At 60.8% G+C, this 1,117-nt stretch carries 1 protein-coding gene; it reads right to left on the bottom strand.

Translation table 11 applies throughout. The features are described 5' to 3' along the window. The coding region (locus tag ABH939_RS33165; protein WP_243580791.1) for an IS481 family transposase at positions 1 to 1,003 on the bottom strand (1,003 nt) is incomplete at its 3' end. Positions 1,004 to 1,117 lie beyond the last annotated feature (114 nt).

The following is a 1,117-nucleotide window of genomic DNA, read 5'->3' as shown; positions in this document are numbered from 1 at the left end:
TGTATGAGGCGCGGACGTTGGTGACGCGGTGCCGGCGGTAAGCGGCGGGTGGTCGTCCTCCGCGTGTTGAATGCGGTCGGTGGTAATTGTAGTGAACATTCCAGACTTCGACCGCGGTGCGCCGTTGCTGCTCGCTGGTGTATTCGCGGGAGTAGAGCAGTTCTTCGGCGAGGATGCGGTTGTAGCGTTCGATCTTCCCGTTGTGTTTCGGAGTGTACGGCTTGATGCGGTAGTGCCGCGCTTCGCGGAGTGAAGCGGTGAAATCCGCCGCCCGATAACATGATCCGTTGTCGGTGATCACGCGCTCGATACGAGTGATGCCGTGTGCTGCGAAGAAGAGTCGGGCGTTGTGCATGAAATCGATGGCTGTTGCAGCGGTTTCGTCATCTCGGGCTTCGGTGTACGCAAGGCGGGTGTTGCCGTCGATCGCGGAGTGCAGGTAGGTGTAACCGATCCGAGGTTGCTTCGTTCGGGTCTTGCGTCGCTGGGATCGTTTGGCCTGCTCAGACCCGCGACCGTGAGCACGCCATCCGCCGCCGTCGGGGATCTTCCCGACTTTCTTGACGTCGACGTGGACCATCTGGCCGGGTCGCTTCGCAACGATGACCTGCGGTTTGCGGTTGTTCTCGCCGTTCGGGTCGATGAACCGGCGGCGGTGCAATCCGAGGTTCCGCAGGATTTTCGTGACGGTCCGGCGAGCAATGACCGTTCCATCCATTCGGAGTTCGAACGTGATGCGTGAGGCGGACCATTTCCGGGTTCGTCGCATCGACTCGATGTCGGCCACGACCTCCGCGGCTGTGGCGGTGGGTTGGTGTTTCGGTGCGCTGGAGCGGTCCTGTAGTCCCAGGTCACCATATTTGCGGTGACGGTTGACCCACGTGGAGGCGCATTGTCGTGAGATACCCATTTCGGCGGCGACGTGGGCGATCGGACGACTCTGGCAGCGCTCGATCAGGCGTCGTCTTCCCTCCACGGTGAGTGGAGCATTACGGTGTGTCACAGGGCTGGTCCTTCTTGGTCGAGAACGGTTGTGTCGCAACTCCCATTCTTACGCCGAGGACCAGCCCGTCTACTTCAATCCCTCGTCAGCAACGTCCATACCCACAACATCTAG

It is taken from the genome of Rhodococcus sp. 27YEA6 (assembly GCF_044908235.1).
Taxonomy (GTDB): Bacteria; Actinomycetota; Actinomycetes; order Mycobacteriales; family Mycobacteriaceae; genus Rhodococcus_F; species Rhodococcus_F qingshengii.
This window is presented reverse-complemented; position numbering and strand designations above follow the sequence as displayed.